Source organism: Brevibacterium ravenspurgense (genome assembly GCF_001584615.1).
Classification (GTDB): domain Bacteria; phylum Actinomycetota; class Actinomycetes; order Actinomycetales; family Brevibacteriaceae; genus Brevibacterium; species Brevibacterium ravenspurgense.
In genome coordinates, this window is sequence record NZ_LQQC01000004.1 from 14446 (window position 1) to 37167 (window position 22722).

Here is a 22722-nt window from a genome sequence, read left to right on the forward strand (position 1 = left end):
TCTATCTTGGCATACCTCGTGACAGATGTGGCTGCTGGCCGCTTGGCGGTCCGCCCCGCTCAGATTTGCTCTACCTGGTGGACAGTGTCTTGCGCGGGTCTGTCACTCATGGGCGATTCAACTGTGCTGTGGGTTGTTTATAGTCCGAAGGCTCCACCGCTGACGAGGATGACGATGCCCAGCCCGATGAGCACTGCTGGGAAGAGAATGTCTTCCCACCGTTCCAGGGCTTCGGCAATAGGTTTTCTTGAGCTGATCCATTTGGCCAGGAACACCAGGACGGCCACCAGTGCTAAGAACACGATGCAGTAGGCCAGCACTGCACCCCAGCTGACGCTGACGAACACTGGCACATAGACGCCGAGATTGTCGCCGCCGTTGGCGAAGGTCACGGCCGCCACGGCCCAGATCGAGACGCGTTTGCCTTCCAGTTGTGCTTCGTCATCATCGTCTTCGCCGCGATTTCGCCAGGCCTGCCATGCCGCCCAGAGACCCAACCCCAGGGGAATCAGGCCAAAGTACGGCAGGATGGCTTCCGGCAGCAGTATTTGGGCGCCAAAGGCTGCTGCTGCTGCAGCGCCTAAAATACCCAGGAATCCTAGATATTGTCCCACCAGGATGCGGCGGGTGGTTCCTGGTTGTCCTTGGCCTCGGGCAAAAAACAGAGACAGGATGACGACGTCATCAATGTTGGTGGCGATAAACAGGCCAATCGCCTGCACGATGGAAGAAATCACGCGCTGAGCTCCTCATCATGAGCACAACCGGCAACAGTGCAGACCGGATCAATGCAAGGGGCAGCTACGTCAACGGCCAGGGTCGTGTCCACCAAGGCAGTCAGTGCCTGCGCCAAGTGTGGGTCCGCGATCTCGTAGCGGGTTTGGCGTCCCTGATGCTTGCCGACCACAATGCCACAATCGCGCAGACAGGCCAGGTGGTTGGACACATTAGACCGTGTCAGGTCCAGAGCGTGGGCAAGGGCCGCCGGATATTCAGGCCCCTCCAACAGCGTTAATAAAATTCGGGATCGCGTGGGATCGGCCATGGCTCGACCCAGCCGGTTCATGACATCTAAACGAGCAGAATTGGTCAGCATGTAGTGAACTATACAGCAAGCACTGAATAGTGTGTCTGGATTTGACAGGAACGAGAAGAGGTCTATTCGGCTGTTGACTTTGCTCGGCGGTTTTTCCAGCTTCATGTGGCGGCCTGCCTTCACCTCTTCTGTTGCTGCCCAAATGCACCACATAGAGTGCCGGAGCTGACCAAGGCGTATAGGGGTTGATGCAAACGCTGGCATATAATTCCGCATGTGCGACTACTGCTCCTAGCCTCCGGCACCGGTTCTCTTGTCCAAGCTGTCATTGAAGGGCTTGCTGACACGGGCATCGAAATCGTCGCCGTCGGCTCAGACCTGGCAGATGCGCCGGTCCTGCAGAAGGCGCGCGCGGCAGACATTGAGGTCTTCAGCGCACACCCGCGTGACTACGCCGACCGTGCGGCATGGGACCAGGCTTTTACTGAGACTGTTGCCGGCTACAGCCCCGACTGGGTTGTTTCGGCCGGCTTCATGCGGATCCTCGGAACAGCTTTCGTGTCCCGCTTCGGCGGAAGGATCATCAACACCCACCCCGCTCTTCTGCCTTCTTTCCCCGGTGCTCACGGGGTGCGCGACGCGCTCGCCTACGGGGCGAAAGTCACAGGGACCACCATCCACCTGGTTGACGAGGGCGTGGACACCGGCCCGATCATCGCGCAGTTCCCGATCGCAATCGAACCGGATGAAGACGAAGCGGCCCTGCATGAAAGAATCAAGATAATTGAGCGCCGCGAACTTGTGCGCTTCCTGCGCTTTCTTGAGCACAGCACAATCGAGGTGAGTGGGCGGCACGTGTCCGGGTACACGCCGTCGGCTTCCTGAAACAACCTGACCGAGGAGCAGAGTGAACGACCAGCGTCCCATCCGACGGGCACTTATCAGCGTCTATGACAAGACCGGACTCGAAGAGTTGGCCGCCGGACTGGCAGCCCAGGGCGTCGACATCGTGTCAACCGGTTCGACCGCGGCGCGCATTGAAGCCGCAGGAGCGTCCGTAACCCCGGTCGAACAGCTGACCGGATTCCCCGAATGCCTCGAGGGGCGCGTCAAAACGCTCCACCCGAAGGTCCACGCAGGCATCCTCGCCGACTCCCGCAAGGCCGACCACATGGACCAGCTGGAACAGCTGGGTGTCGAACAGTTTGACCTCGTGGTGGTCAACCTCTACCCGTTCGTCGAAACTGTGGCCTCCGGTGCCGGCTACGACGACGTTGTCGAACAGATCGACATCGGCGGACCCTCCATGGTGCGCGCAGCCGCAAAGAACCACCCCACGGTCGCCGTTGTCACCGATCCGGCCCGCTACGGCGAAGTCATCGAAGCCGCAGCTTCCGGTGGCTTTGACCTTGCTGCCCGCCGTGAACTTGCCAAGGCCGCTTTCGAACACACCGCCGCATACGATGTCGCGGTTGCCGTCTGGTTTGGTCAGCAGCTGGGCAGCGAAGACGTCGAACCGGACTTCTTCGGCATGACCGCTGAAAAGAAGAACGACCTGCGCTACGGCGAAAACCCGCACCAGAAGGCAGCTGTCTACGCATCTCCCGGCACCGGCGGCATCGCGAATGCCGTCCAGCACGGCGGCAAGGAAATGTCGTACAACAACTACGTCGACACCGACGCCGCTCTGCGCGCTGCTTACGACCACGAAGGCCCGGCCGTGGCCATCATCAAACACGCCAACCCGTGCGGCATCGCAACGGCTGACACCATTGCCGAAGCACACCGCCTGGCCCACGCCACGGACTCGCTGTCCGCATACGGCGGCGTCATCGCGTGCAACCGTCCGGTCGACCTGGCCACGGCCGAATCGATCAAGCCGATCTTCACCGAAGTCATCATCGCGCCGGGCTACGACGCCGACGCTCTTGAGCTGCTGCAGACCAAGAAGAACCTGCGGATCCTGGAAATCGAAGGCTACGACGTGCCGCTGATGGAATACCGTCAGGTCAGCGGAGGCCTGCTGGTGCAGGACCGCGACGCGCTGCAGGCAACGGGTGACCGCGCTGACCAGTGGACGCTGGCAGCTGGTGAGCCCGTTGACGACAAGACACTGGCCGACCTCGAATTCGCGTGGCGCGCATGCCGGGCCGTGAAGTCCAACGCAATCCTGCTGGCATCCGACGGTGCCGCCGTCGGCGTGGGCATGGGCCAGGTCAACCGCGTGGACTCGGCGAAGCTCGCCGTTGAGCGCGCAGGCGCTGAACGTGCCCAGGGCTCGGTTGCAGCATCCGATGCGTTCTTCCCGTTCGCCGACGGCCTCCAGGTGCTCATCGACGGCGGTGTCAAGGCTGTCGTTCAGCCCGGCGGTTCGATTCGCGACGAAGAGGTCATCGCCGCTGCAGAGGCCGCGGGCATTTCGATGTACTTCACCGGCACCCGCCACTTCTTCCACTGATCGGCTGTCGCCAGAGCACACATGGCTAAGGCCGGCAAAACCCGAACCTCCCGTGCGAGCCGCGCTCGCACGGGAGGTCGCGGGCCCATTTCCAAAAGGTGGATCTACTGGAAGCGCCGCTATTCCAACCCGGTGCGGCGCGACTGGGTTCTCCTGTACACGCTCATCGGGATTGCGCTGTCGTGTGCCGGTGCACTCGTGAACGTTCGCGTGGGCGGCATCATGCTCGCCGCGACAATCGCCGCCGTGGGGCTCCTGCGCATTGTGCCGAGCTCATGGCAGAAAACCTGGGTCAACCGAAGTGCCGCCACTGATGCTGTGACGACGCTGCTTGCCGCGGCCATCCTGGTTTTTCTCACTCTGACCCTGCCGTCAACCTGACGGCACCGGCTACAGCTTTTCGACCGGCGCGTAGCGCATGAGCAGGCGCTTGGTGCCCTCTGAACCGAAGTCGACCGTCGCGACTGCCTTGTCTCCGCTTCCGGACACTTCGAGAACCGTTCCCACCCCGAAGGAGTCGTGGGAAACCTTGTCCCCGGCTTCGACGACAACGGCTTCGCGATTGGGGCGAATGCGGTTGGGGAAGCTGCGGCCAACACTCGCCGCGGACTGGCTGGGCCGGCCTGAGCGCATGCTGCGGCCCAGAGTGCCCGACCATCCGTGTGCACCGGAACGCGATTCTTCGCGCTCGGCAGCTGCCGCGGGGCTCAGCGTGCCCGTCGATTCCCAGTTGATGAGATCTTCGGGGATTTCGCCTAGAAAGCGGCTGGGCGGGTTGTACTGCGGCTGGCCCCACATAGAGCGGGTTTCAGCGCGGGACAGGAACAGCTTCTGCTCTGCTCGGGTCAGACCGACATAGGCCAAGCGGCGCTCTTCGGCCAGTTCCGTGGGATCGGAGAATGAGCGCTGGTGGGGGAACGTGCCGTCTTCCAGACCCGTGAGGAACACCACGGGGAATTCGAGGCCCTTGGCCGTGTGCAGGGTCATGAGGGTGACTTCGCCCAGTTCGGCGTCCGGAATCGAATCGGCATCCGCTGTCAGCGACACCCGCTCAAGGAAGTCTCCGAGAGTGCTTTCCGGGTGCTGCGCGTGGAAGTCTTCGGCCACGGCAACGAGTTCGGCGAGGTTGTCGACCCGGGCTTCGTCCTGCGGATCCGAGCTGGCGCTCAGTTCAGCCAGGTAGCCGGTCTGTTCCAAAACGGATTCGATGACGCGGGAGGCAGGCGCACCGTCAGCTGAAGTCATGAGGTCGTTCATCAGGACCGTGAACTTTTTGAGGGGACCGAGCGTGCGGGATGTCATGCCGGGGGCTTCGTCGACTCGCTGCAGGGCCGCCCACAGGGAAATCTGTTCGCGCGAGGCAAAGGCCTGCAGCAGCGCCAGGGAGCGATCTCCGATGGAGCGCTTGGGAACGTTGATGATGCGGCTGAGGTTGACGTCGTCATCCGGGTTGTCGATGACGCGGACATAGGCCAGCGCGTCCTTGATTTCGCGGCGCTCGTAGAAGCGGGTGCCGCCGACGACCCGGTAGGGGATGCCGGAGCGCACAAGCGCGTCTTCAATGGCCCGGGACTGGGCGTTGGTCCTGTAGAACACCGCGAAGTCGCCGTAGCTTAGGCCTTTGTCGTCCATGACGGAGTCGATGCGGTCGACGATGAACTGCGCTTCTGACTGTTCGCTGTCGGCCACCCAGCCGGTGATGACGTCCCCGCTGCCGGAGTCCGTCCACAGGCGCTTGACCCGACGGTCGTCGTTGTTGGAGATGACGGCGTTGGCCGCTGACAGGATGTTCTGCGTGGACCGGTAGTTCTGTTCGAGCAGAACCGTGGCTGCCTGCGGAAAGTCCTCTTCGAACTCTTCGATATTGCGCACCGTGGCGCCGCGGAAAGCGTAGATGGACTGGTCTGCATCGCCGACGACCGTGAGTTCGGCCGGGTTGTCGTCCGAATCAGTTCCCGCAAGCGCCCTGACCAGCTGATACTGCGCGGGGTTCGTGTCTTGGTATTCGTCGACGAGGATGTGGCGGAACCGCGCCCGATAGCTGGCCGCGATGTCCGGAAACGCGCCGAGCATGTGGACGGTTTCCATGATGAGGTCGTCGAAGTCGAAGGCGTTGGCCGTGGCAAGCCGCTGCTGATAGCGGGTGTACACCGACGCGATCGTCGAATCATACGGGTTGTTCGCCGATTGCGCGGCGAAGTCCTCAGCCGTGATGAGTTCGTTCTTGACGTTCGAAATGCGGTGCTGGAGTGACTTCGGAGAGAACTTCTTGGTGTCAAGGTCGAGTTCGCGGGCCACCTGGGTGATTAGCCGCAGAGAGTCAGCGGAATCGTAGATGGTGAAGTTCGAGCTGCGGCCCAGCGCTTTGGCTTCGCGGCGCAGAATGCGCACGCACGCCGAGTGGAAGGTCGAAATCCACATGCCGCGGGCCTGCGTGCCGATGAGCTGTTCGACGCGCTCCTGCATTTCCCGGGCTGCCTTGTTGGTGAAGGTGATGGCGAGGATCTGCCCGGGGTGCGCCCGTCCGGTGCGCAGTGCGTAGGCGATCCTGCGGGTGAGCACCGCAGTTTTGCCCGAGCCCGCCCCGGCCACGATCAGCAGGGGGCCGCCCTGGTGTACAGCGGCTTCGCGCTGCTGCGGGTTGAGTCCGGCCAGCAGCTCTTCCGGGTCCGAGGTGGTAGGCACCGAACCGTCTGTGGAGACGGAGGATTCCGGGGTCGGCGAGGCTGCGGCTTCGGCGGCAGCGGAAGCATGGGGATTGAGGAAATCGAACGGTGAGCTCATGGTGCTTCCCAGTATGGCAGGAGGGGCTGACGCAGGGCCTGCGAGTGCGATTCGGACGCAGAGAACAGGCACAGAAAAGGGGCGCCGTACTCACGGCGCCCCTTGCAGTCCGACGAAATCAGAGGGTGAAGACTGCGACGAGCACGGCGAGCACAGCCGCGCCGAAGCCGATGTGCGCCATAGTGGCCGACGGGGCAGCGGTCTTGACCGCGCCGTCAGCGGCAACGTCGGCACCGGCAGCGGGTGCGGCAGCCTTTTCGCGCTTGTTGCCGATGATGAACACGATGAGCGCAACAAGTCCCAGGAGGATCTTGATGCCAGCACCTGCTCGCAGCGACATGGTCGGGTTGCCCTGCATCTCCAACATTCCGAACAGCAGGATGCCGGTGACGACCTGCAGGCCGGCCGCGTGGAGCATACCGGGCAGAACTCGCGGTGCTTTGACCGTGACGAGGTAGCCGCCGACGATCATCGCCATGCCGATAAGGTGAAGAAGAACGAGGATATTCTGAACGATTTCCATAGCCCAGATTCTAGTGGCAAGATATGAGAGCACCCTGAGCGGGCCAGCTCGGGGCCGTATCCCACGTCGGATCGATCCGCCCTGGTGTAATGGCAGCACGCCGGCCTTTGGAGCCGTGCAGTTTAGGTTCGAATCCTAAGGGCGGAGCTGAAGCGGAAAACCGCACGCAGTCAACACCGAGGAGCAGCATGGCTGACCATCCCGCAGCTGTCATCGTTCTGGCAGCAGGCGCCGGAACCCGGATGAAGTCCGCAACACCGAAGGTGATGCACCAGATCGGCGGGAGGTCCCTCCTGCACCACGCGGTCAGCGCGGCAGCCGGGGTTGCTCCCGAACACCTCGTGGTTGTGCTGCGCCATGAACGCGAACTCGTGGCAGACCACCTCGACCAGGTGACGGCGGCTGTCGAACAGTCGATCATCGTTGCCGACCAGGACAGCGTGCCCGGCACCGGCCGGGCCGCCGAATGCGCTCTCACCCAGCTTCCGCAGGACCTGCGCGGCACTGTCGTCGTCACCTACGGCGATGTCCCGCTGCTGACCTCGCAGACGATTGCGGACCTCGTGCGCTTCCACGAAGAGAACTCCCACGCCGTCACGGTTCTGTCTGCCCACGTGGACAACCCGCACGGCTACGGTCGCATCATCCGCGACGCCGCCGGTGCGCTCGAGAAGATCGTCGAAGAAAAAGACGCCGACGACGCGCAGCGCAAGATCACCGAAATCAACTCCGGCATCTACGCCTTTGACGCGGGCGTCCTGCGGTCCTCCCTCGAACAGGTCAGCACCGACAACGCGCAGGGCGAAAAGTACCTCACCGACGTCATCGGCCTGGCTCGCGATGCGGGCTCTTCGGTCGCTGCGATGGTCACGGATGACCTGTGGCAGGTCGAGGGCGCCAACGACCGTGTGCAGCTGGCCCAGCTGGGCCGCGAACTCAACCGCCGCACCGTCGAACACTGGATGCGCGAAGGCGTGACCGTCGTCGACCCCGAAACCACGTGGATCGACTCTGACGTTTCACTCAGCCCCGACGTCACGATCCTGCCGAACGTCCAGCTGCACGGAGCCACCGACATCGGCACCGGTGCCGTCATCGGGCCGGACACCACGCTCACCGACACCGAGGTGAAGGCAAGAGCCCGCGTCATTCGCACCCACGGCGAGCTCGCGGTGATCGGCGAGGGCGCCTCGGTCGGTCCGTTCGCCTACCTGCGCCCCGGCACGGAACTGGGTGCCGACGGCAAGATCGGCACCTTCGTCGAAACCAAGAACGCGCAGATCGGGACCGGCACCAAGGTGCCGCACCTGACCTACGTGGGGGACGCCGAAATCGGCGATTACTCCAACATCGGAGCTTCCTCCGTGTTCGTCAACTACGACGGACAGACCAAACACCGCACTGTTGTCGGCTCCCACTGCCGCACCGGTTCGGACACGATGTTCATCGCACCGGTGACCGTCGGCGACGGCGCCTATTCGGGCGCCGGCACCGTCATCCGCAAGAACGTTCCCGCGGGGTCACTGGCCATCACCTACGCTGAACAGAAGAACATCGAGGGGTGGGTTCAGAAGAACCGACCCGGAACAGCAGCAGCAGAAGCCGCAGAGCGCGCTAAGGAGTCTGAGGGCAAGTGAACGAGATTACAACTACCGGCGAAAAGAAACTCGTCCTGGTTACGGGGCGTTCGCACCCGGAACTGGCCGCCGATGTCGCCGAGAACCTCGGCACGGAACTGCTGGAAACCGAAATCCGGCCGTTTGCCAACGGTGAGATCTACGTGCGCTACTCCGAGTCCGTGCGCGGCAGCGACGTGTTCGTTCTGCAGTCGCACTGCACGCCCATCAACGAATGGGTCATGGAGCAGCTCATCATGCTCGACGCGCTCAAGCGCGCATCCGCCAAGCGCATCACCGTTATCGCCCCGTTCTTCCCGTACGCCCGTCAGGACAAGAAGCACCGCGGCCGCGAACCGATCTCCGCCCGCCTCATGGCCGACCTCTTCCGCACCGCCGGTGCTGACCGCATCATCACGGTCGACCTGCACACCTCCCAGATCCAGGGCTTCTTCGACGGCCCCGTCGACCACCTCGTTGCCCTGCCGACCCTGGCCGGCTACGTCAAGGACAACTACGGCGACAGCAGCCTGGCGGTTGTTTCCCCGGACGCCGGCCGCATCAAGGTCGCAGAGAACTGGTCGGAAGCGCTCGGCGGTGTGCCGCTGGCCTTCATCCACAAGACCCGTGACATCGACCGTCCGAACGAATCCAAGGCCAACCGCGTGGTCGGTGATGTCGAAGGCCGCATGTGCGTGCTCGTCGACGACATGATCGACACCGGCGGCACGATCGTCCAGGCGGCTGACGCGTGCATGAACGCCGGCGCTAAGGGCGTCATCATCGTCGCCACCCATGCCGTGTTCTCCGGCCCGGCAGTTGAGCGCCTGGACAACTCCTGCGCAGAAGAGGTCATCGTGACCAACACCCTGCCGATCGAAGACGACAAGAAGTTCGGCAAGCTCACCGAACTGTCGATCGCACCGCTTCTGGCACGCGCAGTCCACGAAGTTTTCGAAGACGGATCCGTCACCAGCCTGTTCGACATCTGAGGCGGGCTTCGGCGCTGAGCGCCAGAGCTTTCGCACTCGCCCCGTTCGCGGCATTTCTGCCGTGGGCGGGGCGTAGTGTATTCTTGTGTGGTTGCCTCGGCGAGGGGAGCCCAGACTCCCGTTATCGACGCGGGTTATCTTGCGTCCGCCGTGGGATTGTATTCACCACGAAGGAGACACAATGGCAGCTGATTTTGTTCTCAACGTTAAGCCGCGCGATGAGCACGGCAAGGGCGCATCCCGCCGCGCACGCCGTGCCGGCCGCGTTCCCGCTGTGATGTACGGTCACGGCATCGACCCCGTTCACATGACCATCGACGGCCACGACATCATGATGGCGATGAAGGTCCCGAACGCTCTTCTGGAAATCAAGAACGACGACGACGGCTTCAAGTCGCTCGCGGTTGCACGTGAAGTGCAGCGCCACCCGGTCCGCCGCGACATCGTCCACGTTGACCTCATCAAGGTCAAGAAGGGCGAAAAGATCGAGGTCGACGTCCCCGTCACCCTCGAAGGCGAATCCGCACCCGAAACCATCGTTTCGCTCGAAGCGGTCACCGTCCGCGTTCTCGCAGACGCCACCGACCTGCCGGAAGAAGTCATCGTTTCGGTCGAAGGCCGCGAAGCAGGCGACCACATCTACGCGGGCGACGTCAAGCTCGCCGGCGATGTCGAACTGGTCGACGACGAAGAGCTCATGGTCGTCAACATTGCGCAGGAAATGTCGGCTGAAGAACTCGAAGCTGAACTCGAATCCGACGCTCAGCCTGACGAACCCGAAGCAGCTGAGGGCGACGCCGAAGAAGCCGGCGACGACGCAGCTGAAGAAGAATCCGAAGACTGATCTTCTGATCTCTGTGAAAGGCCCCGCCCGAGTGCGGGGCCTTTCGCACATACACGGTCTTAAAGCACAACACTGAGCACTGCGAGCTTTTCGAGGAGAACGGCGATGTCTGGAACCTGGTTGATTGTCGGCCTGGGCAATCCGGGGCCGCGCTATGAGCGCACACGGCACAACATCGGCTACATGGTGGTTGATGAACTGCTGAGCCGCACCGGCGGTGCGCTGAGCAAAACCAAACACCGCGCCTTTGCCGACACCGTCCGCATCGGCGGCGAAAAAGCGGTGCTCATGCGCTCCATGACCTACATGAATGAAAGCGGGATCGCGGTACGCGGTCTGGCTGATTTCTACGGGGTTGACCCTGAGCGGATCATCGCCGTCCACGACGACGTCGACATTCCCTTCGACAGCATCAAACTCAAAATCGGTGGGGGAGAGGGCGGCCACAACGGCCTGCGCTCCATCACACAGCACATCGGAACCCGCGACTATCTGCGGCTGCGCGCCGGTGTTGGCCGCCCACCCGGACGCATGGACACCGCCGACTTCGTGCTTCGTCCCTTTTCCAGTGACGAGACCGCGAACCTGCCGATCTTCGTGGGCGACCTTGCGGATGCCTGCGAAGATCTGGTGCGCCTGGGATTGACGGAAACCCAGCAGCGCTATCACGGCCGTTCACGCGGTTAGTCGATGTCGAGGTCCCGCAGCAGCCGATCGAGTTCAGGATCTCCGGCCTGCTGAGACTCGGTCTGCTTTGTGGGGCGGGCGTTCTGCTGAGTGCCGGTCTTTCCAGCTGAGCCGATGGCCCACGCCGCCAAGCATCCGCCGATGAGCCCGAACAGGTGGCCCTGCCACGACATCGAGGTGCCGCGCGGGATCAGACCGATGACCATCGACACTCCGTACAGGCCGGTCACAACGACCGCGACGGCAATGTAGATGACCTTGCGCAGCATGCCGCGGGCAAAAAGACCGCGCAGAACAAGGTAGCCGAAATAGCCGAACACAAGCCCGGAAGCGCCGACCGTGACGGTTCCTGGCCGGTTGACGAAGAACACCCCGAGCCCGCCGGCAAGGGCCGAGAGCACGGTGACGGTCGCAAAGCGCTTGGCGCCGTCAAAGGCGACGATGAGCCCCAGAATGAGGAACGGGACCGAGTTCGAAAACAGGTGGAACCAGCTGACGTGCACAAACGGCGATGTTGCAATTGCCCACAGGCTTGATGGACTCCACGCGCGCACCCCGAGGGCATGGACGGTGCTGGGTGCGACCGTGCTGATCACGCGCATAATCCACATGAGCGCGAGCATCACGACGGGGGCGAAGTAGTGCGCGGGGACCGTCAGGGTCACGCCGCGGGTCTGCTGTGAGCTCATGGGCTCCATGGTCTCAAAAACACATGAGAGCGCGCTGGGCCGGGAAGCGTCGAAGCTCGGCCGCTGGCTGGCTGCAAAGACCGGCCGAAAGAGCCCAGAACGCCGGGCGTTTAGACTGTGGGGGTGTCTGTTCGCGGTATTTCCTCTGCCCTGTCCGAGCTTTCTGAATTCACCGACGTCGTCAATGCTGTCGGCGAAAAACACGGCAGCGGCGCGATCCAAGCCGTCAAAGGGCTGTGGCCCCACATCACGGCGGCCGCCGCACAGGGCCGCCCGGTTCTGGTCATCACCGCAACCGGCCGCGAAGCCGATGAGCTCGTCAACGCTTTAGCCGATCACTTAAGCCCGCGCTCCATTGCCATGTTCCCGTCGTGGGAAACTCTGCCGCACGAACGACTGTCCCCGCGTTCGGACACTGTCGGCCAGCGCCTGTCGGTGCTGCGTCGCCTGGCACACCCGGGAGACGCTCCGCTGTCGGTGATCGTCGCACCCGTCCGGGCTGTCACTCAGCCGCTTGTCAAGGGCTTGGGCGATCTGGAGCCGGTCGAACTTTCCGTCGGCAGCGAAGCTGATCTGGAAGAGCTTGCTGAACGGCTGTCCGGTTTGGCCTACAGCCGCGTGGACATGGTGTCCCGCCGCGGTGAATACGCTGTGCGCGGCGGCATCCTCGACGTCTTCCCGCCGACCGCCGATCATGCTCTGCGCATTGAGTTCTTCGGCGATGAGGTCGAAGAGATCCGCCCCTTCGCGGTTGCGGATCAGCGTTCGCTCGAAACTGCCGACGGTGCCGAATACGACCTGTGGGCCCCACCGTGCCGTGAAGTTCTGCTGACCGAGGACGTGCGGCGCCGCGCGGCAGACCTCATTTCCGAAGTCCCGGCGGCAGCTGATCTGCTGCAGAAGATCTCGAACGGCATTGCGGTTGAGGGTATGGAGTCACTCGCCCCGGTCTTGGCTGACGGCATGGAGCCGCTCATGGCGGTGCTGCCGGAGAACACCGCCGTGTTCGTCACGGCCCCGGAAAAGGTCGAGGCGCGTGCTGCTGACCTGGTGGCCACAACCGAGGAGTTCCTGGCCGCTGCTTGGACGTCGGCTGCCGCGGGTGCCGAAAGCCCCGTCGATCTGTCGGCCGCCAGCTTCGCAAGCTACGCCGAGGTGCAGCAGGCCGCGCAGGACCGTGGCTTTTCATGGTGGGACCTGGGCGGTTTCGCCATCGACGACGAACTCGAATCCGACCGCCTTGTCCTAACCATTGGGGCACGTGAACCTCGTGGTTATTCCGGTGATGTTCAGGCGGTGCTCGCAGATGTCGGTCAGCACATCAAGGACGGCTGGCAGGTCTACGTCCTCACAGAGGGCAAGGGGCCGGGTGAGCGCCTGGTGGAGGTCTTCAGCGAAGCCGACCTCCCGGCGCGCTTCGAACCTGACCTGGCAGACAAGGCCGAAGGCACAATCCTCGTGACAACAGCGGCCGCCTACGCCGGCTTCGTCTTCGACCAGCACCACATCGCCGTGCTGACGGAAGCCGAGGTGCTCGGTCGTGCCGCTGCCACCTCGACCAGGGATATGCGCCGGCTGCCCAGCCGCAGGCGCCGCAACCAGGTCGACCCGCTCGACCTCAAACCGGGTGACTACGTCGTCCACGACCAGCACGGTGTGGGCCGCTTCGTTGAGCTCATGCAGCGCACCACGGGTCGCGGCAAGGACCAGCACACTCGCGAATACCTCGTCATCGAGTACGCGCCCTCAAAGCGCGGCCAGCCCGGTGACCGCCTGTTCGTTCCCTCGGATGCTCTTGACCAGGTGACTCGCTATGTCGGCGGGGAAGACCCCAAGGTCAACAAGATGGGCGGTTCGGACTGGTCGAACACCAAGAAGAAGGCGCGTAAGGCGGTCAAGGAGATCGCCGGTGAGCTCATCCGCCTCTACGCGGCCAGGCGGGCGACCGTCGGCCACGCTTTCGGCCCGGACACCCCGTGGCAGCGGGAACTGGAAGACGCCTTCCCGTATGACGAAACACCCGATCAGCTGACCACGATCGACGAAGTCAAAGAGGACATGGAGAAGCAGATTCCCATGGACCGGCTGATCTGCGGTGACGTGGGATACGGCAAAACGGAAGTCGCTGTGCGCGCGGCCTTCAAGGCAATCCAGGAGGGCAAACAGGTCGCGGTGCTCGTGCCGACAACCCTGCTCGTTCAGCAGCATTACGACACGTTCTCCGAACGCTACTCCGGCTTCCCGGTCACAGTCGCTGCGATGTCGCGCTTCCAAACCCCGGCGGAAGTTCAGAAGACCAAGGATGACCTCAAAGAGGGCAAACTCGACCTGGTCATCGGCACCCACCGGCTGCTGTCCGGCGAAGTGCGCTTCAAGGACCTGGGCCTGGTCATCATCGACGAAGAGCAGCGCTTCGGCGTTGAACACAAGGAAACCCTCAAGGCGCTGCGCACCAACGTCGACGTGCTGGCCATGTCCGCAACCCCGATCCCGCGCACCCTGGAAATGGCGGTCACGGGAATCCGCGAAATGTCGACACTGGCAACTCCTCCGGAGGAGCGCCACCCCGTTCTGACATACGTCGGCAAGTACGAAGACCGGCAGGTTGCCGCTGCGATTCGCCGTGAGCTGCTGCGCGAAGGCCAGGTCTTCTACATCCACAACCGCGTCCAGGACATCGAGAAGGTCGCAGGCCACCTGGCGGAGCTCGTACCGGAGGCCCGGATTGCAGTCGCGCACGGAAAGATGAACGAAAGCCAGCTGGAACAGGTGATCGTCGACTTCTGGGAGAAGCGCTACGACGTTCTTGTGTGCACCACGATTGTGGAGACCGGCATCGACATTTCGAATGCGAACACGCTGATCGTCGACCGCGCCGAGCGCATGGGCCTGTCTCAGCTGCACCAGCTACGCGGCCGGGTGGGACGCGGCCGGGAGCGCGCCTACGCCTATTTCCTGTATCCCAGCGACATCACGCTGACCGAAACCGCGCACGATCGTCTGCAGACGGTTGCCGCGCACACGGAACTGGGCGCCGGTATGCAGGTGGCCATGAAGGACCTCGAAATCCGCGGTGCCGGCAACCTGCTGGGCGGTCAGCAGTCCGGCCACATTGAGGGTGTCGGCTTTGACCTGTACATCCGGATGGTCGGCGAGGCGGTTGCCGACTTCAAGGGCGACGGCGAAGAAGAGCTGCCGCCCATGAAGGTCGAACTGCCGATTGACGCGCACCTGCCGACCGACTACGTCGAGCACGAACGCCTGCGCCTGGAGGCCTACCGCAAACTCGCCTCCGCCGAAACAGAAGAGGCGCTGCGGGAAGTCCTCGAAGAGCTCACCGACCGCTACGGCCCCTATCCGGACGAAGTTGCAGTGCTTGCGGACGTGGCGCGCCTGCGCATTCGCGCTCGCCAGTCCGGCATCAGCGACATCGTCACGCAGGGCAACTTCATCCGCTTCGGCCCGGCGGAACTGGCCGAATGGCAGGTGGTCAGGCTCAAGCGCCTGTACCCGAAAGCGCTCATCAAACCGGCGCTGCGCTCAATCCTCGTGCCCAAGCCGGTCAGCCCCGGCAAGGGCTTCGACAAGCGCGAACTCACCGGTTCGGAACTGCTGGAATGGTGCCGCACGCTGCTCGATCAGGTCTTCCCGCTGGATGAGGCCGCATGACTCACGAGGCGCCGGAACCGGTTTCCTGGGATCCCGTGGATCCCGCTGGGCTCACCTTGGCCGAAGTGCTCAGCCTGCTGCGGGCGCGCTGCCCGTGGGCGGCTGAGCACACGCACGAAAGCCTTGCGCCGTTCCTGCTGGAGGAAACCTACGAACTGCTCGAGGCAATCGAGCAGCACAGCGAGGCCCGGAACGCGCACAGTCTTGCAGAGCTGAAAAAAGAACTCGGCGACGTTCTCTACCAGGTTCTGTTCCACGCCGCTGTACTCGACGCACCTCAACCGCACAGCCAGCCGACGGGACAGGCAGTACAGCCGGTGGCCTTTGCCGAGGTTGAACAGCTGCTGAAAGACAAGATCGTCCGCCGCCACCCGCACGTCTTCGAATCCACAGCACCGTGGACGCTCGAAGAAGTCGAAGACATGTATGAAAAGACAAAAGCCCGCGAACGGCAGGCCGAAGGAACACAGGCGGCAAAAAGCTCCTTCGATTCGCTTCCGCGAACCATGCCAGCACTGGCCCACGCTGCAGCCGTCGTCGACCGAGCCCAGCGGATGGGGTGGCAACTGCAGAACCCAGCCGGCACCTCGGCAGACAATCCAGCCGGCACCTCGGCAGAAGAAGAGCGGATCGGGAGGGAACTGCTCGACCTGGTGACACAAGCCAGAAGCAGGGGAGTGGACCCCGAAAAAGCCCTGCGGCTGGCAACGGAAGCCGCCGAAGACGCCACACTGAGCCACAACGCTCATAAGCGTGGATAGACTTAAACCCGCACCCCTCGGGGTGGCCCGGGACGACAACAACAAGGAGTACCCCAGATGGCAAGGATTGATGCCGCGAACGCACGCGAGATCCTCGACTCGCGCGGCAACCCGACGATCGAAGTTGAGATTCTGCTGGAAGACGACTCCGTCGGCACCGCAGGTGTTCCGTCGGGAGCATCGACAGGCGAGTTCGAAGCTGTCGAACTGCGCGACGGCGACCCCGAACGCTACGACGGCAAAGGCGTGCTGGCAGCTGTTGAAGCAGTGCTGGGTGAAATCAACGACGCCATCGAAGGCGAAGAAGCCGACGACCAGCGGATCGTTGACCAGATCCTCATCGACCTTGACGGCACCGACAACAAGTCCCGCCTGGGCGCAAACGCCATGCTCGGCACCTCGCTCGCCGTAGCCCGCGCGCAGGCAGATTCCTCGGACCTGCCGCTGTTCCGCTACCTGGGCGGACCGAACGCGCACCTCATGCCGGTGCCCATGATGAACATCCTCAACGGCGGATCCCACGCGGACTCCAACGTCGACATCCAGGAATTCATGATCGCCCCCATCGGCGCGGCAAGCTTCCGCGAAGCACTCCGCTGGGGCACCGAGGTCTACCACTCGCTCAAGAGCGTTCTCAAAGAACGCGGCCTGTCCACCGGCCTGGGTGACGAAGGCGGCTTCGCCCCGAACCTCGGTTCCAACGCAGAAGCGCTCGACCTCATCCTCGAAGCCATCAAGAACGCCGGCTACCAGCCCGGTTCGGACGTTGCGCTCGCCCTCGACGTGGCTTCCTCCGAGTTCTTCTCGGACGGTGTGTACAGCTTCGAAGGCGAAAAGCGCAGCGCCGAGCAGATGGCCGACTACTACGCCGAACTCGTCGACAAGTACCCGCTGGTGTCGATTGAAGACCCGCTGGACGAAAACGACTGGGACGGCTGGATTGCCATCACCGAAAAGCTGGGCAATCGCGTGCAGCTGGTCGGCGACGACCTTTTCGTCACCAACCCCGAACGCCTGGCCCGCGGCATCGACGAAGGTGCCGGCAATTCGCTGCTCGTGAAGGTCAACCAGATCGGCACGCTCACCGAAACGCTCGACGCAGTCAACATGGCGCAGTCGAACAACTACACCACGATGATTTCGCACCGCTCCGGCGAAACCGAAGACACGACGATCGCGGACCTCGCGGTTGCCGTCAACGCCGGACAGATCAAGACGGGTGCCCCGGCACGCTCTGAGCGCGTGGCCAAGTACAACCGCCTGCTGGTCATCGAGGAGATCCTGGGCGATGCCGCCCGCTACGCCGGACGAGGTGCCTTCCCGCGCTTCCAGGGCTGACCGGACTTCTGCCGGTCGGGTCTGCTGAGCTGGTTCTGCCCAGCCAGTGCCGCTGAACCGGCCGGGGTGCGAGCGGGGTGTGGAAACACACCCCGCTCGCTTTTTGCGTGCCGCCGCTGCGGCTGCGGGTGCTTGCGGGTGTGGGCGAATGATTGCGACACACCCCGACTGCTTCCCATAACATCCGGCACTGACACGGCACACTTGACTGTGTTCGTGCTTCTTCCCTTCCCCTACGCACGAATGAGGTGCATATGAGCAGCGCAGACAAACGTCGCACAAACCGCGGTTCCCGTTGGTCTGCGGCTCGTATTGCCGTCTTCTCGATCATCCTCGTGCTTCTGGCCGTCGGCTTCCTGCCGTCGGTCAGCGCGGGTGTTCGCCAGGCCCAGCAGATTCGGGCGCTGGAAAAGCAGAACAGCCAGACGCAAGAGGAAATCGACCAGCTGGAAAAGCGCCGCAAAGACTTCGATGACCCCGAGTACGTCAAGAAGCTCGCCCGGGAAAAGCACCTGTACGCAGAAGACGGCGAAACGCTGTATATCGTTGTCGATGAAGACCGCGAAGACACTGCGGCAGGTCAGGCAAACAAGGGGCAGGTCGACAGGCCCTGGTATCAGGAACTGGCCGATTACATGTCGACAGTGGGAATGGCATCGGAGGATCAGTGAAGTTTTCAAGCTCGGAGCAGGACCGCGCGATCGTCGAAGAGCAGCTCGGCCGCTTTCCCCGCGGCATGCTGGGTGTTGCAGCCCGCTCGGTCACCGGCGAACCCCTCGTCGTGGCAACCGCGCCCAGACTGGAAGACGGAACGCCGTTCCCCACGGTGTACTACCTGACCCACCCCGACTACGTGCGCGAATGCTCCCGCCTGGAATCCAGCGGCATCATGACCGAATGGACCGCGCAGCTGTCTGAACTTCCCGAACTGGCTGACGCTTACCGTCTGGCACACCGCTTCTACCTGGAAGACCGTAGGCAGATCGGCCTGGACGCAGGCATCCCCGAGGTTGAGGAGATCAAGGACTTCTCCGCCGGCGGCATGCCCACCCGCATCAAGTGCCTGCACGCGCTCGTAGCCCACTCGCTTGCAGCCGGTCCGGGCATCAACCCGATCGGCGACCGCGCTCTGTCGCTCATGGAAAACGTTCCCGAGGTCGCTCGATGACCCGCGCGGCAGCCGTTGACTGCGGCACTAACTCCATTCGCCTGCTCATCGCCGATGTCGAGGGCAACAATGTTGTCGACGTTGTGCGGTGCATGCGGATTGTGCGCTTGGGCCAGGGTGTTGACGCCACCGGACGGTTCGCTGACGAAGCACTCGAACGGGTTTTCACCGCGTGCGATGAATTCTCTGAACTCATCCGCGAACACGGGCCCATGCCCGTCCGCTTTGCCGCGACATCTGCCAGCCGTGACGTAGGCAACCGCGATGAATTCTTTGCCGGGGTACAGCAGCGTCTGGGCATCACACCGGAAGTCATCAGCGGAAACGACGAGGCGGCGCTGAGCTTCCTCGGGGCGACCGCCGGTGTTGCTTCGCGCATCGACGGGGGACTGCCCCAGCCGGTGCTCGTCATGGACCTCGGGGGAGGCTCCACTGAACTCGTTGTGGGCTCGGACACCGTTGACGGCGGGTACTCCATGAACATCGGCTGTGTCCGCATGACCGAGCGCCACATCACCTCGGACCCCGTGAGTGCCGAGAACATCGCTGCGATCGAAGCCGACGTCGACGCCGCTTTCGACGAGGCCGCCAAGCACGTTGACATTGCATCCGCGCGCGCCCTCGTGGGAGTTGCAGGCACCATCACCACGATCACTGCGGCCGCACTCGGCCTCGAGGCATACCAGCCGGACGTCATCCACGGGGCTCAGCTCAGTCGCGAACAAGCAGACCGGGCGGTACAGGACCTGCTTTCTGCCACCTCGGCCGCCCGTGCACAGCTGCCCTACATGCACCCGGGACGCGTCGACGTGATCGTCGGCGGCGCGATTGTCTATCGCCGTCTGGTCCACCGGATCGAACAGGCGGTCGGCCACAGCATTCCGCTGATCACCTCGGAAGCAGACATCCTCGACGGCATCGCCATCGACTTGGCACAGCGAACGGCCTGAGAATGCGGGCCCTGTCGCGTATGAAGCGCGCTGCGGCCACGGCTGCTGTTGCCGCCGTGGTGCTCAGTGCCGGAACAGCGCAGCCGGCCGCTGCCATCGAACCCGGACCCGGCCAGTGGTTCGCTGACGACCTCGGCTTGGAAGAGGCGTGGAAAACCTCGACCGGCAAGGGCGTCAAAGTCGCCGTCATCGACTCCGGAACTGACGACAGCCACGAAAACCTCAAGGGCCGCGTGGTCGATGCAAAAGACTTTTCCGGGGCGAAGAAGGACGGCACGACACCCGTCGGGCCGCAGGAGACCATCCACCACGGAACCGCGGTCGCCGGTGTCATCGCCGGCACCGGAAAGGGCGTCGGACCGGTGGGTATCGCGCCGGATTCGCGCATTATGTCGGCGTCCATCTGGTTGGGCTCCGACACCCCTGACGAATCCGACAGCCGCGACCAGGCCGCCGACGCGGTCATCTGGGCTGCTGACAACGGCGCGAAGGTCATCAACATGTCCCTGGGCTGGGCTGATCCCGCCTGGCCCGAATCATGGGACAAAGCGTTTATGCACGCCTACAAAAAGGACGTGCTCGTCATTGCGTGCGTTGGCAACGCCTCGCAGGGTGCTGAACGCGTGTGGTCACCGGCCACGGTACCCGGTGTCATCGGAGTCGGCGGTGTCGGCCGCGATGGAAAAGTCGACGAACAGTCCTCAGCACCCGGTGTTGACGTTGACCTCATGGCACCCTCTCAGGGCATTCCCGTCCCACTGACCGGCGGCAGCTACGGAACCGCCGAAGGGTGCTCTTTCGCCGCACCGATCGTCGCCGGAACCGCAGCACTCATTCGCTCAGCGCACCCCGACTACACGGCCGACCAGACCGCCGAAGCACTGCGTTCGACCGCCACGGCCGTAAAAGACCACGACGGTGTGACAAACGGCGATGACTTCGACACGACCGTCGGCTACGGCCGCATCCGCCCCGTCGAAGCGCTCAAAGCCAACATCGACAAGGCCCCGTCAGCAGAAAAAGCGCTCACCGACTGGATTCACATGCACAGGCGGGCCGAAACCAAACCTGAGCAGCAGGAAGAGGCGGGCTCCACCTCGGGCCCGGAAACCCATGCCGCCGGCACCCTGACAGAAGCTGAAGCCCGAGGTGCTCGCAGCGGTCCCGCGGTTTTCACCATCCTGCTTGCCGGCGCCGCTGTGACCGCCGGAATCGGCGTGGGCAGGCGGTTGCGCAACCGTGGTCGCAATCACTAAGACGTTTGGGTCTAGACTGGGGGTATGGCTTTGATTCGCAACAGCAAACTACGTCCTCGTATCCTCATCGTCGGCGGTGGCTACCTGGGTCTCGTCACAGCCCAGAACCTCCTGAAGAACCTCGGTCGCGGAGAAGCAACCGTCACCGTCGTCGACCCGAACCCGTACATGACGTACGCGCCGTTCCTGCCGGAAGTTGCCGGCGGTTCGATTGAAGCGCGCCACGCCATTGTTCCGCTGCGCCGCAACCTCAAGGGCGCAGAGGTCGTCATCGGCTCGGTTCGCAACATCAACCACGCTGAAAAGTTCGTCACCATCGAACCCGAAGGTGACGAAGCGTTCGAACTCGACTACGACTACATCGTGCTGGCCGCAGGTGCCGTCGCTCGCGCCCTGCCGATTCCGGGTCTGGCTGACGAAGCCATCGGACTCAAGCGGATCGAAGAAGCAGTCGCACTGCGCGACCACGTGCTCAACCGCCTTGACGAAGCTGCTCTCATGGAAGACGACGAAGAGCGCCGCAAGGCTCTGACCTTCGTGTTCGTCGGCGGTGGCTTCGCAGGCATCGAAGCCCTCGCAGAACTCGAAGACATGGTCCGTGCGGGTGTTCGCGAACGCGAAACCCTCACCGACGCCGACGTGCGCTTCGTGCTTGTTGAAGCCATGCCGCGCGTCATGCCGGAAGTCGGCGAAGCTCAGGCCCGCTGGGTTGTCGACCACCTGCGCAGCCGCGGCATCGACGTCTACCTCGAAACCTTCCTGGAAGACTGCACCGACAAGGTCTGCAAGCTCTCCAACGGCGAACAGTTCACCGCTGACACCATCGTGTGGAACGCCGGTGTCAAGGCCAACCCGGTCCTCGTCGACTCCGACCTTCCGCTGGACGACCGCGGCCGCGTGACGGTTCGCGCCGACCTGCGCGTCGAAGATGAAAACGGTGTTGTCGAAGGCGCATGGGCTGCCGGTGACAACGCCGCTGTTCCGGACCTCACCGGTGACGGCCCCGGCGGCTTCTGCGTGCCGAACGCTCAGCACGCCGTCCGCCAGGCTCCGGTTCTGGCCGCAAACCTGCTGGCTTCGCTGCGCGGCGAAACCGAATTCAAGCAGTACTACCACAAGTCGCTCGGCGTTGTTGCCGGCATGGGCCTGTGGAAGGGTGTTTCGCAGATGGGCAAGACCGAACTGCGCGGACCCATTGCCTGGGCTATGCACCGTGCCTACCACGGCTACGCCATCCCGACCGTCGACCGCAAGGTCCGCGTGTTCGTCAACTGGGGCCTCAACCTGGTTCTCGGCCGCGACCTCACCCCGGTCAAGGACCTCGACGTGCCGCGCAAGAACTTCGTCGAAGCAGCCAACTCAAAGCCTGCACCGAAGAAGTGACGCGCTGATCTGAAGGGCTGACAGCCAGCCTGCCTGATCACTCACGAGGCGGGGCCGCCGATTTCCGGTGGCCCCGCCTTATGTTGTTCCTAAGGCGCAGAATCCGGCTAAGGGGTGTGGGGTGGTGGCTTGGCGGTGGGGCTCCGGTTGGCGGCAAAAACACCCGTTAGCCGGAATCCACCCGTTAGCCGCAAAAAGACTCCCGATAGCCGGAAAATGTCGCCGTAGAAGTTGTTCCTAAGGCGCAGAATCCGGCTACGGGGTGGGTGCGTACGCGCTGTGTGGGCAGAAAAAGTCCCCCCAGTGGGACTCGAACCCACACTGAATCGATTTTAAGTCGACTGCCTCTGCCGATTGGGCTATAGGGGGAGTGGTGCAGATGCTGGCCGAAAACGTGCTCGAACAGCCCCTCGAGCTTAGCAGGACTGCGCCGCGGAAGGCGGAATCAGTGCCGGGTGCCCAGAGCAAGAATCTGCAGCTCCCTGACCCCTACCGCCCATCCGCGCCCATCCGCCGAACCTTCAACAGCAGCAATCTGTGCGCCAGTTCATCTCGTGTCAATCTCGGT

20 protein-coding genes and 2 tRNA genes are annotated in these 22722 nt (G+C 63.3%); 16 read left to right on the plus strand and 6 right to left on the minus strand.

The genetic code is table 11. The features are described from left to right. Positions 1-137 precede the first annotated feature (137 nt). Positions 138-737, minus strand: a complete 600-nt coding sequence (locus tag Bravens_RS01385; RefSeq protein ID WP_019175691.1) for a cadmium resistance transporter — start codon at positions 735-737, stop codon at positions 138-140. Beyond that, on the minus strand, positions 734-1096 hold the full coding sequence (cmtR, locus tag Bravens_RS01390; RefSeq protein WP_062019854.1) for a Cd(II)/Pb(II)-sensing metalloregulatory transcriptional regulator CmtR: 363 nt from the start codon (positions 1094-1096) through the stop codon (positions 734-736). The genes Bravens_RS01385 and cmtR overlap by 4 nt, the downstream gene beginning before the upstream one ends. Before the next feature lie 216 nt (positions 1097-1312). Here cmtR and purN point away from each other — a divergent pair, with 216 nt between their 5' ends. Genes purN through Bravens_RS01405 form a run of 3 tightly spaced genes read left to right on the plus strand, consistent with a single transcriptional unit; the run spans position 1313 to position 3875 of the window. Continuing rightward, entirely contained in the window at positions 1313-1921 is a 609-nt protein-coding gene (gene purN, locus Bravens_RS01395) for a phosphoribosylglycinamide formyltransferase (protein WP_062019632.1), read from the plus strand. 22 nt (positions 1922-1943) lie between these two features. Further along, on the plus strand, positions 1944-3494 hold the full coding sequence (gene purH, locus Bravens_RS01400) for a bifunctional phosphoribosylaminoimidazolecarboxamide formyltransferase/IMP cyclohydrolase (protein ID WP_062019634.1): 1551 nt from the start codon (positions 1944-1946) through the stop codon (positions 3492-3494). Between the two features lie 21 nt (positions 3495-3515). Continuing rightward, the gene (locus Bravens_RS01405; RefSeq protein ID WP_062019636.1) at positions 3516-3875 is read left to right on the plus strand and encodes a hypothetical protein; all 360 of its coding nucleotides are present in this window, start codon (positions 3516-3518) and stop codon (positions 3873-3875) included. A 9-nt stretch (positions 3876-3884) separates the two neighbouring features. On the opposite strand, the gene pcrA is transcribed toward Bravens_RS01405, so the two are convergent. Both pcrA and Bravens_RS01415 read right to left on the minus strand, forming a co-directional pair. Beyond that, complete coding sequence (gene pcrA / locus Bravens_RS01410) at positions 3885-6278, minus strand: DNA helicase PcrA (protein ID WP_062019638.1); 2394 nt, start codon at positions 6276-6278, stop codon at positions 3885-3887. Between the two features lie 118 nt (positions 6279-6396). After that, entirely contained in the window at positions 6397-6801 is a 405-nt protein-coding gene (locus tag Bravens_RS01415; protein WP_019175685.1) for a hypothetical protein, read from the minus strand. 75 nt (positions 6802-6876) lie between these two features. Here Bravens_RS01415 and Bravens_RS01420 point away from each other — a divergent pair. The 5 genes from Bravens_RS01420 to pth all read left to right on the plus strand — a co-directional run bounded on the left by Bravens_RS01420 (position 6877) and on the right by pth (position 10940). Further along, a tRNA-Gln gene (locus tag Bravens_RS01420) sits at positions 6877-6948 on the plus strand. A gap of 41 nt (positions 6949-6989) precedes the next feature. Next, positions 6990-8438: a bifunctional UDP-N-acetylglucosamine diphosphorylase/glucosamine-1-phosphate N-acetyltransferase GlmU gene (glmU, locus tag Bravens_RS01425; RefSeq protein WP_019175684.1), complete on the plus strand. Its 1449-nt coding sequence runs from the start codon at positions 6990-6992 to the stop codon at positions 8436-8438. Further along, positions 8435-9409 carry a ribose-phosphate diphosphokinase gene (locus Bravens_RS01430; protein ID WP_062019640.1) on the plus strand — a complete coding sequence of 325 codons (975 nt, stop codon included), beginning with the start codon at positions 8435-8437 and terminating at the stop codon, positions 9407-9409. The genes glmU and Bravens_RS01430 overlap by 4 nt, the downstream gene beginning before the upstream one ends. A gap of 181 nt (positions 9410-9590) precedes the next feature. Beyond that, positions 9591-10253: a 50S ribosomal protein L25/general stress protein Ctc gene (locus tag Bravens_RS01435; RefSeq protein WP_062019642.1), complete on the plus strand. Its 663-nt coding sequence runs from the start codon at positions 9591-9593 to the stop codon at positions 10251-10253. 105 nt (positions 10254-10358) lie between these two features. Then, entirely contained in the window at positions 10359-10940 is a 582-nt protein-coding gene (gene pth, locus Bravens_RS01440) for an aminoacyl-tRNA hydrolase (RefSeq protein WP_062019644.1), read from the plus strand. Here the strand turns inward: pth and Bravens_RS01445 are convergent. Then, positions 10937-11629: a rhomboid family intramembrane serine protease gene (locus tag Bravens_RS01445; RefSeq protein ID WP_062019646.1), complete on the minus strand. Its 693-nt coding sequence runs from the start codon at positions 11627-11629 to the stop codon at positions 10937-10939. The genes pth and Bravens_RS01445 overlap by 4 nt on opposite strands. A gap of 123 nt (positions 11630-11752) precedes the next feature. On the opposite strand from Bravens_RS01445, the gene mfd reads away from it, so the two are divergent. The 8 genes from mfd (at position 11753) to Bravens_RS01485 (ending at position 22154) form a co-directional block, all read left to right on the plus strand. Continuing rightward, positions 11753-15298: a transcription-repair coupling factor gene (gene mfd / locus Bravens_RS01450; RefSeq protein ID WP_062019648.1), complete on the plus strand. Its 3546-nt coding sequence runs from the start codon at positions 11753-11755 to the stop codon at positions 15296-15298. Then, complete coding sequence (locus Bravens_RS01455) at positions 15295-16059, plus strand: MazG nucleotide pyrophosphohydrolase domain-containing protein (RefSeq protein WP_062019650.1); 765 nt, start codon at positions 15295-15297, stop codon at positions 16057-16059. The genes mfd and Bravens_RS01455 overlap by 4 nt, the downstream gene beginning before the upstream one ends. A 57-nt stretch (positions 16060-16116) precedes the next feature. Beyond that, positions 16117-17397 carry a phosphopyruvate hydratase gene (eno, locus tag Bravens_RS01460; RefSeq protein WP_062019653.1) on the plus strand — a complete coding sequence of 427 codons (1281 nt, stop codon included), beginning with the start codon at positions 16117-16119 and terminating at the stop codon, positions 17395-17397. Positions 17398-17651: 254 nt separating this feature from the next. Beyond that, positions 17652-18068 carry an FtsB family cell division protein gene (locus Bravens_RS01465; protein WP_062019655.1) on the plus strand — a complete coding sequence of 139 codons (417 nt, stop codon included), beginning with the start codon at positions 17652-17654 and terminating at the stop codon, positions 18066-18068. Continuing rightward, positions 18065-18565: a DUF501 domain-containing protein gene (locus Bravens_RS01470; RefSeq protein WP_062019657.1), complete on the plus strand. Its 501-nt coding sequence runs from the start codon at positions 18065-18067 to the stop codon at positions 18563-18565. The genes Bravens_RS01465 and Bravens_RS01470 overlap by 4 nt, the downstream gene beginning before the upstream one ends. Next, positions 18562-19515 carry a Ppx/GppA phosphatase family protein gene (locus Bravens_RS01475; protein WP_062019659.1) on the plus strand — a complete coding sequence of 318 codons (954 nt, stop codon included), beginning with the start codon at positions 18562-18564 and terminating at the stop codon, positions 19513-19515. Before Bravens_RS01470 ends, Bravens_RS01475 begins: the two co-directional genes overlap by 4 nt. Positions 19516-19535: 20 nt before the next feature. After that, positions 19536-20771 carry a S8 family peptidase gene (locus Bravens_RS01480; RefSeq protein ID WP_244878090.1) on the plus strand — a complete coding sequence of 412 codons (1236 nt, stop codon included), beginning with the start codon at positions 19536-19538 and terminating at the stop codon, positions 20769-20771. A 24-nt stretch (positions 20772-20795) separates the two neighbouring features. Then, positions 20796-22154 carry an NAD(P)/FAD-dependent oxidoreductase gene (locus tag Bravens_RS01485; RefSeq protein ID WP_019175672.1) on the plus strand — a complete coding sequence of 453 codons (1359 nt, stop codon included), beginning with the start codon at positions 20796-20798 and terminating at the stop codon, positions 22152-22154. A gap of 295 nt (positions 22155-22449) precedes the next feature. On the opposite strand, the gene Bravens_RS01490 is transcribed toward Bravens_RS01485, so the two are convergent. Continuing rightward, positions 22450-22523: transfer RNA gene (locus Bravens_RS01490), tRNA-Leu, on the minus strand. Positions 22524-22722: the final 199 nt, after the last annotated feature.

What these genes read in the sequence shown, in the direction of transcription:
- cmtR (WP_062019854.1), bottom strand. Translation starts at nt 1,096, where the DNA reads ATGCTGACCAATTCTGCTCGTTTAGATGTCATGAACCGGCTGGGTCGA.
- Bravens_RS01405 (WP_062019636.1), top strand. Translation starts at nt 3,516, where the DNA reads ATGGCTAAGGCCGGCAAAACCCGAACCTCCCGTGCGAGCCGCGCTCGC.
- pcrA (WP_062019638.1), bottom strand. Translation starts at nt 6,278, where the DNA reads ATGAGCTCACCGTTCGATTTCCTCAATCCCCATGCTTCCGCTGCCGCC.
- Bravens_RS01415 (WP_019175685.1), bottom strand. Translation starts at nt 6,801, where the DNA reads ATGGAAATCGTTCAGAATATCCTCGTTCTTCTTCACCTTATCGGCATG.
- glmU (WP_019175684.1), top strand. Translation starts at nt 6,990, where the DNA reads ATGGCTGACCATCCCGCAGCTGTCATCGTTCTGGCAGCAGGCGCCGGA.
- Bravens_RS01435 (WP_062019642.1), top strand. Translation starts at nt 9,591, where the DNA reads ATGGCAGCTGATTTTGTTCTCAACGTTAAGCCGCGCGATGAGCACGGC.
- pth (WP_062019644.1), top strand. Translation starts at nt 10,359, where the DNA reads ATGTCTGGAACCTGGTTGATTGTCGGCCTGGGCAATCCGGGGCCGCGC.
- Bravens_RS01445 (WP_062019646.1), bottom strand. Translation starts at nt 11,629, where the DNA reads ATGAGCTCACAGCAGACCCGCGGCGTGACCCTGACGGTCCCCGCGCAC.
- Bravens_RS01455 (WP_062019650.1), top strand. Translation starts at nt 15,295, where the DNA reads ATGACTCACGAGGCGCCGGAACCGGTTTCCTGGGATCCCGTGGATCCC.
- eno (WP_062019653.1), top strand. Translation starts at nt 16,117, where the DNA reads ATGGCAAGGATTGATGCCGCGAACGCACGCGAGATCCTCGACTCGCGC.
- Bravens_RS01465 (WP_062019655.1), top strand. Translation starts at nt 17,652, where the DNA reads ATGAGCAGCGCAGACAAACGTCGCACAAACCGCGGTTCCCGTTGGTCT.
- Bravens_RS01475 (WP_062019659.1), top strand. Translation starts at nt 18,562, where the DNA reads ATGACCCGCGCGGCAGCCGTTGACTGCGGCACTAACTCCATTCGCCTG.
- Bravens_RS01480 (WP_244878090.1), top strand. Translation starts at nt 19,536, where the DNA reads ATGAAGCGCGCTGCGGCCACGGCTGCTGTTGCCGCCGTGGTGCTCAGT.
- Bravens_RS01485 (WP_019175672.1), top strand. Translation starts at nt 20,796, where the DNA reads ATGGCTTTGATTCGCAACAGCAAACTACGTCCTCGTATCCTCATCGTC.